The sequence below is a fragment of the Burkholderia sp. F1 genome (assembly GCF_050813845.1).
GTDB lineage: Bacteria > Pseudomonadota > Gammaproteobacteria > Burkholderiales > Burkholderiaceae > Burkholderia > Burkholderia ubonensis.
This window is the reverse complement of record NZ_CP172422.1, coordinates 2383589-2395723: the sequence shown is the minus strand read 5'-3', so window position 1 is coordinate 2395723 and position 12135 is coordinate 2383589. Positions and strand designations below refer to the sequence as shown.

The 12135-nt window shown below is 69.5% G+C and carries 12 protein-coding genes; 9 read left to right on the top strand and 3 right to left on the bottom strand.

What is annotated here, in order from left to right:
- Nucleotides 1-27: 27 nt before the first annotated feature.
- The 7 genes from ACFIMZ_RS29240 to ACFIMZ_RS29210 are packed head-to-tail and all read left to right on the top strand — an operon-like array spanning nt 28 to nt 6839.
- Complete coding sequence (locus ACFIMZ_RS29240) at nt 28-1242, top strand: AAA family ATPase (protein ID WP_431822948.1); 1215 nt, start codon at nt 28-30, stop codon at nt 1240-1242.
- The gene (locus ACFIMZ_RS29235) at nt 1242-2630 is read left to right on the top strand and encodes a CpaF family protein (RefSeq protein ID WP_431822947.1); all 1389 of its coding nucleotides are present in this window, start codon (nt 1242-1244) and stop codon (nt 2628-2630) included. Before ACFIMZ_RS29240 ends, ACFIMZ_RS29235 begins: the two co-directional genes overlap by 1 nt.
- Entirely contained in the window at nt 2627-3604 is a 978-nt protein-coding gene (locus ACFIMZ_RS29230; RefSeq protein WP_431822946.1) for a type II secretion system F family protein, read from the top strand. The genes ACFIMZ_RS29235 and ACFIMZ_RS29230 overlap by 4 nt, the downstream gene beginning before the upstream one ends.
- Nucleotides 3601-4545, top strand: a complete 945-nt coding sequence (locus ACFIMZ_RS29225; RefSeq protein WP_431822945.1) for a type II secretion system F family protein — start codon at nt 3601-3603, stop codon at nt 4543-4545. The genes ACFIMZ_RS29230 and ACFIMZ_RS29225 overlap by 4 nt, the downstream gene beginning before the upstream one ends.
- Nucleotides 4542-5384 carry a tetratricopeptide repeat protein gene (locus ACFIMZ_RS29220; protein ID WP_431822944.1) on the top strand — a complete coding sequence of 281 codons (843 nt, stop codon included), beginning with the start codon at nt 4542-4544 and terminating at the stop codon, nt 5382-5384. The genes ACFIMZ_RS29225 and ACFIMZ_RS29220 overlap by 4 nt, the downstream gene beginning before the upstream one ends.
- On the top strand, nt 5381-5809 hold the full coding sequence (locus ACFIMZ_RS29215) for a TadE/TadG family type IV pilus assembly protein (RefSeq protein WP_431822943.1): 429 nt from the start codon (nt 5381-5383) through the stop codon (nt 5807-5809). Before ACFIMZ_RS29220 ends, ACFIMZ_RS29215 begins: the two co-directional genes overlap by 4 nt.
- Nucleotides 5802-6839, top strand: coding sequence for a TadG family pilus assembly protein (locus ACFIMZ_RS29210; protein WP_431822942.1), 1038 nt, complete (start codon nt 5802-5804; stop codon nt 6837-6839). The genes ACFIMZ_RS29215 and ACFIMZ_RS29210 overlap by 8 nt, the downstream gene beginning before the upstream one ends.
- Here the strand turns inward: ACFIMZ_RS29210 and ACFIMZ_RS29205 are convergent.
- Nucleotides 6803-8056 carry a glycosyltransferase family 87 protein gene (locus ACFIMZ_RS29205; protein ID WP_431822941.1) on the bottom strand — a complete coding sequence of 418 codons (1254 nt, stop codon included), beginning with the start codon at nt 8054-8056 and terminating at the stop codon, nt 6803-6805. The genes ACFIMZ_RS29210 and ACFIMZ_RS29205 overlap by 37 nt on opposite strands.
- Nucleotides 8057-8082: 26 nt before the next feature.
- On the bottom strand, nt 8083-9204 hold the full coding sequence (locus tag ACFIMZ_RS29200) for a glycosyltransferase family 2 protein (RefSeq protein WP_431822940.1): 1122 nt from the start codon (nt 9202-9204) through the stop codon (nt 8083-8085).
- A gap of 189 nt (nt 9205-9393) precedes the next feature.
- On the opposite strand from ACFIMZ_RS29200, the gene ACFIMZ_RS29195 reads away from it, so the two are divergent.
- A complete protein-coding gene (locus ACFIMZ_RS29195) occupies nt 9394-9765 on the top strand; it encodes a phage protein NinX family protein (protein WP_431822939.1) in 372 nt (123 codons plus the stop codon).
- Nucleotides 9766-9863: 98 nt separating this feature from the next.
- Nucleotides 9864-10715: an AraC family transcriptional regulator gene (locus tag ACFIMZ_RS29190; RefSeq protein WP_431822938.1), complete on the top strand. Its 852-nt coding sequence runs from the start codon at nt 9864-9866 to the stop codon at nt 10713-10715.
- Here ACFIMZ_RS29190 and ACFIMZ_RS29185 read toward each other — a convergent pair.
- Nucleotides 10628-12052, bottom strand: coding sequence for a cytochrome P450 (locus tag ACFIMZ_RS29185; RefSeq protein WP_431822937.1), 1425 nt, complete (start codon nt 12050-12052; stop codon nt 10628-10630). The genes ACFIMZ_RS29190 and ACFIMZ_RS29185 overlap by 88 nt on opposite strands.
- Nucleotides 12053-12135: the final 83 nt, after the last annotated feature.

Here is a 12135-nt window from a genome sequence, read left to right as displayed (position 1 = left end):
TCCCACCCACGCCTCTCTCACGCCGCCATGAAAGTCCTCGCCCGCCAGAATGCCAAGCGCGCCGCCCCCGCCGGAGCGGCGGACCTCATCGCGGTCGTGTCCGACCCGGGCAGCGAGGACGTGATCAGCCGCGTCGCGAAGGATCTGTCGATCACGCGCGCGCACCTGCAGCTCGGCGGGTGCGACGACGCGATCCGCCTGCTGCAGCAGAACGAGCGCTCGCCGCGCCAGCTCGTCGTCGACGTGTCGGATTCGGTGCTGCCGGTGTCGGACCTGATGCGGCTCGCGGAAGTGTGCGACCCGTCGGTGCGGGTCGTCGCGGTCGGCACGCAGAACGACGTCGGGCTGTTCCGCAACCTGCTCGGCATCGGCGTGCAGGACTACATCGTCAAGCCGCTGACGGTCGAGCTGGTGCGGCGCGCGCTGACGGCCACCGAGTCGGTCGTGCAGGTGCGCACCGGCAAGACCGTGAGTTTCGTCGGCGCGCGCGGCGGCGTCGGCGCGACCACGATCGCGGTGAGCCTCGCGCGCTGCCTCGCGGGCGAGAAGCGCCGGCGCGTCGCGTATGTCGACCTGAACCTGCACGGCGGCGGCGCGAACTCGATGTTCGGGCTGTCGAGCAACAACGGCCTGATCGAACTGCTGAACATGGAGCAGCGGCCGGACGACGCGCTGTTCGAGCGCATGTTCGTCACGAAGGGCGACCGGCTGCACGTGCTGTCGGCCGAGCTGGCCTACGGCGCGGACGTGCCGCTGCGCGCCGCGGCCGTCACGGGCCTCGTCGACATGCTGAAGGACCGCTTCCACTACGTGCTGTTCGACGTCGGCAGCGGGGCCGGCCAGCTGTTCGAGGACGCGCTCGAAGCGTCCGATCTCGTGTACATCGTCGCCGACCGGTCGGTGCACGCGGCCTACGAAGCCGGGCGGATCGCGCGCTTCACGCGGGAGCTGCCCGGCGAGCGCCTGCTGTCGATGGTGCTGAACAATCCGCTCGCGCCGGTGGCGGGGCGCGTCGAGCCGGCCGATTTCGAGGAGGCGTTCGGCAGCGTGAAGCTGCGCGAGCTGCCGCACGAGCCGCAGACGCTCGCCGTCGCGGAAAACCTCGGCGAGCCGCTCGACAACGCGAAGCGCCGCGGCTTCCTGGACGAGATCCGGCAGATGGCGAACGGCATCACCGGCGAATCGATGGCCGCTGCCGAGCCGTGGTACGCGCGGTTCGTCAAATGGAGGAATGGACCGTGATGAAATTCGGCACCCGCAACCGGCCGCCGGCGGACCCCGCGCCGGCCGAGCGTGTCGACGCGCCGCGCCCGCCCGCGCCCGCGCCGATCCCGATGCCGACCCGCGCGGCGGCCGACCACCACGAAGCGCTGATCCGGTCCGGCAAGTTCGACGCGATCCGCACGGCGGTGTTCGCGTCGATGAACATGTCGGCGGCGCTGATGAAGACGCGCGACGAGGTGCGCGCGGGCATCGAGCAGGTTGCCGCGCACACGGTGGAGCGCGAGCAGCTGAAGATCACGGCCGGCGAGCAGGTGCTGATCGTCGACGCGATCCTGAACGACATGTTCGGCGTCGGGCCGATCGAGCCGCTGCTCGCCGACGAGACGGTGACCGACATCCTCGTCAACGGGCCCGACCAGGTTTATGTCGAGCGCGCAGGGCGGCTCGAGCTCACGACGCTGAAGTTCCGCGACGACGCGCACGTGACGAGCGTCGCGCAGCGGATCGCGGCGGCGGTCGGGCGGCGCGTCGACGAGAGCAGCCCGATGGTCGACGCGCGCCTCGCCGACGGCAGCCGCGTGAACGTCGTGCTGCCGCCGGTCGCGATGCGCGGGCCGTCGATCTCGATCCGCAAGTTCGCGAAGCGCGACATCACGCTCGCGCGCATGGCGCAGCAGGGCAACATCTCGCCCGCGATGCTGCAGGCGCTGAAGGTCGCGTGCACGTGCCGGCTGAACGTCGTGATCTCCGGCGGCACCGGCTCGGGCAAGACGACGCTGCTCAACGCGCTGTCGCAGCATATCGAGGAGCACGAACGGATCGTGACGATCGAGGATGCGGCCGAGCTGCAGCTTCTGCAGCCGCACGTCGTCAGCCTCGAGACGCGGCCCGAGAACACCGAGGGGCTCGGCGGGATTTCGCAGCGCGACCTCGTGCGCAACGCGCTGCGGATGCGGCCCGACCGGATCATCCTCGGCGAGATCCGCGGGCCGGAGGCGTTCGACGTGCTGCAGGCGATGAACACGGGCCACGACGGCTCGATGACGACGATCCACGCGAACTCGCCGCGCGACGCGATCAGCCGGCTCGAAAGCATGGTCATGATGGCGAACGCGAACCTGCAGCTGCTGTCGATCCGGCGCCAGATCGCGAGCGCCGTCCACCTGTTCGTGCAGGTCGAGCGGATGCGCGACGGCGTGCGCCGCGTCACGCGGATCACCGAGATCGTCGGGATGGAAGGCGAGGTGGTCATCACGCAGGACCTGTTCGCGTTCCGTCAGGAAGGCGACACGACGCGCGACGCGGTGAAGGGCGTGTTCGAGGCGTCGTCGCTGCGGCCGGCGTTCGCGGCGCGCGCCGCGTACTACGGCGTCGAGGACGCGCTGGCCGAGGTGTTCCGGCAATGAGCGCCGCCGACCTGTTCGCGGCCTGTGCGTTCGTCGCGCTCCTCGGGATCGGGCTCGCGATCTCGTCGCTGCTCGAGCGCGCGCGCAACGGGCCGGCGCAGCGCATTCGCGCGCGGATGCGCCGCCTGTCGCCGGCGCATGCGGGCGGCGACGCCGGCGCGGTCGACGGTTCCGGCCTCGCGCTGCTGAGCCTCGAGCGCCGGCAGAGCAGGGCGCGCGCGTGGCTGCAGCGCTACGTGTCGCGGGTGCGCGCGGTCAGCGGCGACGGCGGCGTGCGGATCGTGATCGCCAGCACGATCGCCGGCGCGCTCGCGGCGCTCGTCGCGGTGAAGCTGATCGAGCCGCCGGGGTTCGTGCGCCCGTTCGTCTACGCGGGGCTGCCGCTCGTCGCGCTGCGCAGCAGCTATCTCGCGCTGATCCGGCGGTTCCGCTTGCGCTTCCTCGAAGCGTTTCCGGATGCGATCGACCTGATCGTGCGGGCGGTGCGCGCCGGCATTCCGGTCACGCAGGCGATCAGCACGGTCGGCGACAGCGCGGCCGAGCCGGTGCGCTCGACGTTCCGGACGATGGGCGACAGCCTGCGCGTCGGCGCGGACCTGAAGGACGTGCTGACGCACGCGGCGGACCGGCTGATGATCGCGGACTTCTCGTTCTTCACCGTCTACCTGCTGCTGCAGCGCGAAACCGGCGGCAGCCTCGGCGAGACGCTCGACGAGCTGTCGAGCATCATCCGCTCGCGCCGCGACATCCGCCTGAAAAGCCGCGCGCTGACCGCGGAAGGGCGGATCACGACGAACATCATTTCGGCGGTGCCGTTCGTGATGATCGGCGCGCTGTTTCTCGTGAACCGCCCGTACATCATGCTGCTGTTCACGACGCATGCGGGCCACACGATGCTGACGATCGCGGCCGCGCTGCTCGTGATCGGGCTGCTGGTGATCCGCAAGATCTCGAGACTGGAGACCGCGCGATGACGCTGTCGATGCTGGCCGCCCGCGGCCTCGAACTGCTGCTGTTGCTGGCCTGCGTCGCGTTCGTGCTGGCGCCGCCCGGCGGCGGCACGCGCAAGCGGATCGCCGCGCGCGCGCGGCAGGCGGCCGGGCAGCGCGCGGCGTCGCCGGCGGCGATGTTCCTGCAGCCGGGCGACGTCCGCCAGGACTTGACGCGGCGGCTCGCGCAGCTCGGCGAGCGGCTGCCGGTGCTCGACCCGATGCAGCGCGTGAAGCTCGGCCTGCAGCTGACGCGCGCGGGCTTCCGCGAGCGCCGCGCGGTGTCGTCGATGATCGGGATCAAGCTGAGCGGCGGCGTGCTGTTCGCGTGCGTCGCGATCGTGTTCAGCCCGTACATTCCGCGGCTCGGCGAGTACTTCGTGATCCGCGCGCTGGCGATGGTCGCCGCGTTCGTGATCGGCGTGATCGTGCCCGAGTACGTGCTCGGCGGGATGATCCGGCGGCGGCGGCGGATCATCGCCGGGTGCCTGCCGGATGCGCTCGACCTGCTGGTGATCTGCACGATGGCCGGCAACAGCCTCGCGTCGGGCGTCAGGCGCGTCGCGCACGAACTGGCGCGCATTTGCCCGCCGCTCGCCGACGAGCTGTCGGTCTGCGCGGACGAGCTGACGCTGAGCGGCGACGTGGCCGCGACGCTCGCCAATTTCGCGACGCGCGTCGACCTGCCGTCCGCGCGCTCGCTCGCGACGACGCTCACGCAGTCGCAGCGGTTCGGCACGCCGATCACGCAGGCGCTGCGCACGCTCGCGCGCACCGAGCGCACCGAGCAGATCGTCGCGCTCGAGGAGCGGGCCGCGAAGCTCGCGCCGAAGATCACGCTGCCGATGATGCTGTTCATCCTGCCGACGGTCTGCCTGATCGCGGCGGGCCCGGCGGCGATCCGCCTGCTCGAGGTGTTCAGATGACACGATCCGTTGCACGCTTGATCACGATCGCGCTCGCGGCCGTGCTGCCGGTGCTGGCCGGCGGCTGCGGCGCGCCGGGCATCCAGTCGAGGCCGGTGCTGTCGCACAAGAGCGACGGTCCGCAGGCCGAGATGCGCATCGCGGACAGCGCGCTGGCCGGCGGCAACGTCGAACTCGCGGCGACGCTGTACGAGAAGGTGCTCGCCGCGCATCCCGATGCGCTCGCGGCGCGCGTCGGGCTTGGCGACGTGAATTACCGCACCGGCAACCTGGAGCGCGCGCGTATCCTTTACGCGGAAGCGGAGCGCCAGGCGCCGGCGGAGCTCGGCCCGCAGCTCGGGCTCGCGCGCGTCGCGCTGCGGCAGCGCCGGCTCGACGAGGCCGGCGAGCGGTATCGCGCGCTGCTGGCCGCGCAGCCGAATCATCCGCTCGCGGCCGAAGGGCTCGGCACCGTGCTCGACCTGCAGGGGCGCCATGCGGATGCGCAGGCCGTGTATCGCGAAGCGCTGCGTGCGCATCCCGATGCGCAGGGGCTGCGCGTCGATCTCGGGCTGTCGCTCGTGCTGGGCAACCGGCCGCGCGAGGGCGTGAACGTGCTGCTCGACGTCGCCGGGCTGCCCGACGCGCCGTGGCAGGCGCGCCAGAACCTCGCGTTCGCGTATGGCGTGCTCGGCAACACCGATTCGGCGAAGAAGCTGCTGTCCGCCGACCTGCCGCCGTCGGCCGTGGCCGACAACCTGCGCTTCTACCAGGCGGTGCGCGCGCGGCTCGGGTCGCGCGGGAGCGCGGGCGGTGCGCAGCCGGCAGTCGCGCAGTCGGGCGCGGAAGCCGCGAAATGACACGCCGGGCGATCGGCGAGCGCCACGCGCGCGGCGTCATCTCCCTCGAGTTCGTGCTGATGCTGCCGTTCCTGCTGATGGTGCTGCTCGGCATCATCGACATGAGCCTGATCCTGTGCGACAAGGCCGTCATCACGAACGCGAGCCGCGAGGCGGCGCGCGCGGGCGTCGTCGTGCGGCTGCCGATGCTGACCACGACGCAGGTCGCCAACGTCGCGCTCAACTACACGCAGAACAGCCTGATCACCGGCGGCGTCGCGACGACGCCGACCGTGAACGTCACCCAGGCGAACGGCACGACGTCGGGCAGCGCGCTGACGGTGACCGTGACCTACACGTATACGGGGCTCGTGCTGGGCTCCGCGTTCAGCGCGCTGACCGGCCCGGTCACGGTGTCGGCGACGGCCGTGATGCTCTATGAATGACGCGCGCCGGGGCGGCATCGAATCCGCGCGGCAGCGCGGCTCGGTCGCGCTGTTCTTCCTGCTGTTCCTGATTCCGCTGCTGATGTTCGGCGCGCTGGCGATCGATGTCGCGTGGGTGGCGGTGGTCCGCAACCAGCTGCAGAACGCCGCCGACGCGGCCGCGCTCGCGGGGGCGGACGCGCTGATGTCGCCGAGCGGCGGCGCGCTGAACTGGTCGCAGGCGGCGACGGCGGCGAGCGGCGCGGTCGCGCAGAACTCGGCGGCCGGCAGCGCGCTGTCGACCGGCACGGTCGCAGCCGGCTACTGGAACCTGGGGCGCAGCCCCGCGACGATGCAGGCGACCACCATCACGCCCGGCACCTACGACGCGCCGGCGGTGCAGGTCACCGTGTCGCGCGCGCCGGGCGTGAACGGCGGGATGATTCCGCTGCTGCTCGGCGGGCTGCTCGGGATTCCCGGCGCGTCCGGCAGCGCGACCGCGGTGGCGGTGCTGGCGGCGCCCGGCGGGGTGGCGGCCGGCGGCCTGTTCCCGGTCGCGATCGACCAGTGCGTGTACAACCAGTACTGGAACGCGGCGACCAACCAGCCGCTGATCAATCCGCTGACGGGCCTGCCGTACGAATTCATGATCACGAACGGCCAGACCTATGGCGCGTCGTGCATGGGCGGGCAGTGGACGTCGTTCCAGTCGACCGCGAACGACGTGACGACGATGGCGGGCCTGATGGCGAACGGCAATCCGACGCAGCTCAATATCGGCGACACCATCTGGCTCGCCACCGGCGTGAAGGCCACGCTCTACACGTCGGTGCCGGTCGGCACGACGGTGGTGCTGCCCGTCGTCACGCAGACGGCCACCAGCGCCTATGTGCCGGTTGTCGCCTTCGCGGCCTTCCACATCGACGTGTCGCTCGGCGGCACCTACAAGTACATCCAGGGCCACTTCGTCGCCGGCGTCAAGATGACCGGCGTCGCCAGCGGCGTCGGGCCGTATTACGGCGTGTATTCGCCGCCGAGGCTCGCGTTGTGAGCGGGCCGCGCGCGGCGCAGCAGCACGAGCAGCGCGCCCAGCGTCACGGCCGGCCCGACCTGCGGCGCGTAGAACAACGGGTTCAGGTATTCGTACAGCGGCAGCGCCCACATCAGCGCGATCATGGCCTGCTCGCCGCGCAGCCAGCCGTCGCGCCAGCCGGTCGCCAGCATGCACGCGAGCGCGACGCCGAGCCACGCGAGCTCGTAGTGCCACACGTACGGATTCGACGCGAGCGTCGCGACCATCAGCACCGCAGCGCGCAGGCGCGGGTCGCGCGAGCGCGCCCACACGACGCACGCGGCCGCGATCGCGATCACGGCGACGCACGCCTGCGCAACATACGCGGCCGCAACCGGCAGGCCCGCGAGGCGGAACGCCGCGAACGGCGTCGGCGACGCGAACCAGAACACGATGCCGTGCTCGAGGATCAGCGATCGAGCGAGCCCCGTGCTGGCCGCGAACAGGCGCAGCGATTCGACGCCGCACACCAGCACGCTCAGCGCGGCGAACGCGGTCGTCGCGAGCGCGGCCCACGCGAACGTGCGCCACGCGCGCGCGGCGACCAGCACGAACGGAAACAGCAGCGCCATCTGCGGCTTCACCGACAGCAGGCCGATGCAGAGGCCGGCCCACGCGGGCCGGCGGTCGGCCCAGCAGACGGCCAGCGCCGCGCATGCGGCGGTCAGGAACGCGTTCTGCCCGAACATCGCGGTGACGAACACGCACGGGCTCGCGACCAGCGCGAACGCGGCGAAGCGCGTCGCGCGGGGAAGCGCGGCGAGCCCGGACACGCGCCACACGGCCGCCCCGAGCAGCGCGACGCCGAACGCGACGAACAGCGGATAGCCCACCGCGAACGGCAGCAGCGACAGCGGCGTCACCATCAGCAGGTAGGTGGGCGGGTACAGCCACGCGAGAAAGCCCTCGCGGTGGAAATGCGGGAACATCCGTGCCGACATCCGCGAGAAGGTCGGGAAATCGTAGACCTGCGACGGGTCGCCGTGCAGCATCACGTAGGACGCCGACCAGAACACCGAGTAGTCCGAACCGGGGCGCGACGAGACGGGCCCGTGAAGAACGACCCACGCCCAGATCCACAGGAAGATCGCGTAGAACGCCAGCACGAATGCGCTGTACACGACGACCCGCCCGGGCGTCAGCCATGCGCGGACGGGGCGGTCTGCCGCTTGCGCCGGTTGTCGGGGAATGTCCATGGGCGGCATGCGGGCTTGCCTGGTCCTTACTTGGCCGACAGCTTCCTGGCGGCGTGACCGGTGTGGCCGGCGGTCGCCGCCGCCGGCCGGCGGCGTGCGGCCGCCAGGCGCTGGGCCGCCGTCCGCTTGACCGGAAACTGGAGCAGCTTCGACGCCGGATGCGCGTGGCCGTGACGCTCGGGCGGCGCGTCCGCGTGGCTGTCGGCGCCGTAGCGGCGCCGCACGAGATAGACGGGGCGCTGCTTCGACTCGTGGTAGATGCGGCCGAGGTATTCGCCGATCACGCCGATGCCGATCAGCTGGATGCCGCCCATGAACAGCACGACGGAGATCAGCGACGCATAGCCGTGCACGGGGTTGCCGAACAGCAGCGTGCGCACGACGATGAACGCGCCGTATGCGAGCGCCAGCAGCGCGAACGCGAGGCCGACGTAGGTCCACACGCGCAGCGGCACGGTGCTGAAGCTCGTGATGCCTTCGAGCGCGAAGTTCCAGCGCCGCCATCCGGAGAATTTCGAGCGGCCGCCGCTGCGCGGCGCGCGCGTGTATTCGAGGATCGCGGTGCGGTAGCCGACCCACGCGAACAGGCCCTTCATGAAGCGCCGCCGTTCCGGCAGCGCGCGCAGCGCGTCGATCACCTGACGGTCCATCAGGCGGAAATCGCCGACGTTTTCCGGCATCTCGACTTCGGACAGCGCATTGTGCACGCGGTAGTAGAGCGCGGCGGCCGCGCGCTGCATGAACGGATCGCACATCCGGTTGGTGCGCTTCGCGGCGACGACCTCGGCGCCGGCGCGCCAGTGCTCGATCATCGCGGGGATCAGCGCGGGAGGGTCCTGCAGGTCGGCGTCGAGCAGGATCGCCGCGGCGCCGGCCGCTTCGTCGAGGCCGGCCGTGAGCGCGGCTTCCTTGCCGAAGCGGCGGGTGAGGTCGACGATGCGCACGCGCGGGTCGCTGGCGGCGACGGCGATCAGCCGGTCGAGCGTGCGGTCGCGGCTGCCGTCGTTGACGCAGACGATCTCGAAGCGGACCGCTTCGATCGATTCGAGGATCGGCACGGTGGCGGCGAAGAACGCGCCGATCGCTTCGTCTTCATCATGAAACGGCACGACGAGCGATACCAGCGGTTTTCTGGCGTGCGTGGACATGCGTTCCCCCGAAAGATCGGTCGGTGCTGCATCGCGTGGCAGGCTTGCCGGCCATTGTACGCAGGAAACGGCGATTCGTAACATGGATGCCCGGGTTTGTGCGGAGGCCGTTTCGCCGGTGAAGCCCTGTTTTACGGGCGGCGGCGGGGCTAGCATGTCGTTTCGTTTCGGGCCGACAGGGAGGCTGCGATGCAGGTTCGGGAGTTGGCTGGCGCGCCGCTCGATTACTGGGTGGCCGTCGCGGAAGGGCTCGGCGCGCCGCATGTCGCCGACGGCGCGTGCCGGGTGAGCCGCGACGACGGCGGCGTGCCGGCGCTGTTCGCGCCGTCGTCGTCGTGGGCGGACGGCGGACCGATCGTGGAGCGCCTGCCGTTCGCCGCGTTCGAGCGCGACGGCGGGCGCGGCGCGTGGCGGGCGGTGCTGCACCGCGCGGTGCCGTCCGCGGGCGAGCGCTGCACGTTCAACCAGGCCGGCCCGACGCTGCTGGTCGCGGCGATGCGCACGCTGGTCGCGTCGACGTTCGGCGACGACGTGCCGGACCTCGACATGGCGAACGCGTAGGCCCTGTTCCCACTATCAGCGGGAACAGGGCACAAGAACGATCAAATGGCCCCGCCGTCGATGTCATATAGTTCGTCCGACACCTTTTGGGGCAGGCCATGAATCCGGTTGGAAAAGCGCTGTGGTTTATCGAAAACGAACTGGGTAACGAACTGACGCTCGACAGAATTTCCGCCAGTTGCGGAATGACCCGCTTCGGTTTTTCGCGCAACTTCTCGATGAGTACCGGTTGGCCGGTGATGCGCTACGTCCGGTCCAGGCGGCTGACGCGTGCGGCACGGACGCTGGCGCAACGCGCACCCGATATCCTTCACGTCGCGCTCGATGCCGGATATGGCTCTCATGAGGCGTTTACCCGCGCCTTCCGCGATCTCTTCGGCGTGACGCCCGATGAAGTGCGCGCGCGGCGCAGTCTCGATGGCCTGTCTCTAGTGGAGCCGTTGCGCATGAAAGAACTGAAAATCGTCGACGTTGCACCGCCACGCTTCGAAGTCTCCGGAAAGCTGTTGATCGCGGGGATGAGCGGTCGATTTACTTTTGAAACCAATGAAGGGATTCCGGCTCTTTGGCAAACCTTCATCCCATACATCGGCAACATACCCGACCAGATCGGCGGCGTGACCTACGGGGTATGCTGCAACCCGGATGCGGATGGCAGCTTCGAATATGTCGCAGGCGTGAAGGTGAAGCGTCGCGACCGGTTGCCCGCCTTGTTTCGTTGCGTCGAAATTGAACCGCAACGTTATGCGGTCTTTGAACATCGCGGGCATATATCGACGGTTCATCAGACTTTCTACAGCATCTGGAACGGGTGGCTGCCGACGTCGGGGTTGAAGGCGGCGGAGGCTCCCGAGTTCGAACGCTACAGCGAGGACTTCGATCCTGTTGCGGGTACCGGGGTGCTTGAAATCTGGTTGCCGATAGAAGATTCGACGGGTCGATCCAGCTGATCGAACATCTCGCGGCGCGGCGACTCGTTCAGCTCGCGATCGACACGCATGCGCGGTTCAAGGCGCACTCGGGCATTTTTGGGGCGAAGGGAGAACCAGCCTTGCGGGGTCGCCGGCCCCAGGATCGTCATGTCCCAGTGCTCGACCCAGTAAGCCAGCGATACGGCCAGGTCCATCATGGCCATTCCGGTGCCGGGACAGGTTCGATCGCCGACGCCAAATGGAAAATACGCACCCTGCGGCCAGGTCGGGGCTTCCAGGAAGCGCTCGGGCCGGAACGCATCGGGCTCGGGAAACCAGCGTGCGTCGCGATGCGTGATCCAGCTGGAAACCATCACGATATCGCCGCGCGCGAGCCGTGTTCCCGACACGGTCATGGAGCGCGATAGCTGGCGCGGCACCAGCGCATAAGCCGGCGGGTACAGGCGCAGGGTTTCCTGAATCACGGCGCGCAGCAACGGAGCCCGGTGCAGGTCCTGCAATTGATTCACGCCGGACCAGTCGATCGCGGCGAGCTCCTTGCGTAGCGCGGCCAGCACCTCGGGATGCCGGGCCAGCAGCAGTTGCGCCCAAGCCAGCGTTGCGCCGGTGGCCTGGTGGGAGGCCATCAGCAGCGTGGCGAGGTCGTCGCGATGCATGACCAGCGGGCGTTGCGATTCGTTGACGACCTGGTCGATCTGCGAACGCATCACGCGGAGGGCCCAACGCTTGCGCGGGCACATCTTGCTGGGAAACCAGTGACCAAGGGGGAGCCCCGTGCTGGTTTCGAGCAATGCGACGCGCGACAGGATACGCACGGCTTTGGCAATGGTCTCCGCATTCGGACCAAGATCGATGTCGAACAATGCATGGCCGGCCAGCGTGACGCTGTAGGCGGCCATTTCCAAATCCAGGTCGACCACCTGGCCGGGCACGATATGCGCCGACCAGTGTCGGGCGATGCGCTGGATCTCCTGTACGGCAGGCGACTGAATGTGCGGGCGCACCGTCTGGCGCTGACGACGTGCCGCTTCGCCTTCCTTCATCATGAAACTGGACCCGTTCCACTGGCGCATGATGCACAGGCTGGGTTCCCAGCGTCGCAGGTCGGCGCGATGGGAGACCATCAGATCACGGATCGCCTCGGGATGAAACAGGCACCAGAGCCGCTTCACCCCCATCCGCAGGCTCGCGAGATCGGGCGAGGTCCGATGCATGTCGGCCAGCCACTTCAAAGGATCGCGCTGAATTTCCAGCCAATGATTCAGGCCGGCATCAGGGAACTTCCAGTCGTTGCGGCGCAAGGCCAGACGCTTGCGGACAGGGCAGGTCGTTACGGTTGAGGTGTCGGTGCTCATGCGACTGGTTCAGGGGAGGCGTTCTCGGATTCGTCGGCCGCCTCTACGGGGCGGTGGGAAGGGCGTCAGCAATTCTATTACAG